Below are 545 nucleotides of genomic sequence, written 5' to 3' on the forward strand. Positions count from 1 at the left end.
AACCCCAGTTCCCGTGCGATACGGGAGCTGCTTCCCGGCACCCCAAATATGCCGGGAAGCAGCGGGGGGCCGGACCGTTATGGAGGTGGTCGCATCAGGGCCGGTCAGTAGTAGGGTCACCCCCCGCTTTTCGCATGTCCTGAACGGATACCTGGGGAACGGCTTGCCCGTTGCCCCGCATGACAAGGCCAGGAGACGAAAAGCAATGAACGATACCATCGGAGTGGACATTTCCAAAGCCAGTCTCGACGTCTGGCGACTTTCCGACCGCAAGCACATGCGGTTTTCCAACGACGTGCCGGGGCTCAAGGCGCTGTGCAAATGGCTCGGGGCAGTACCGGTCCGCGTCGTCTACGAGGCCACGGGACGCTTTCATCGCGATCTCGAGGCGGCGGTGTCGAAGGCGGGACACGGTCCGGTCAAGGTGAATCCTTCGCGTGCGCGCCGCTACGCGCAGGCGACCGGAAAAATCGCCAAGACCGACCGCGTCGACGCGCAGATGCTGGCGCATATGGGATCCACCCTGGCGCTTGAGCCTACCCCGG

The 545-nt window shown here is 63.7% G+C and carries 1 protein-coding gene; it reads left to right on the top strand.

Going from position 1 to position 545, the window contains the following annotated elements; genetic code table 11:
- Positions 1-205: 205 nt before the first annotated feature.
- A partial coding sequence (locus V8324_RS22280; RefSeq protein ID WP_336422047.1) for an IS110 family transposase occupies positions 206-545 on the top strand: 340 nt, incomplete at its 3' end.

The sequence above is a fragment of the Roseovarius sp. D22-M7 genome (assembly GCF_037083785.1).
Lineage (GTDB): Bacteria > Pseudomonadota > Alphaproteobacteria > Rhodobacterales > Rhodobacteraceae > Roseovarius.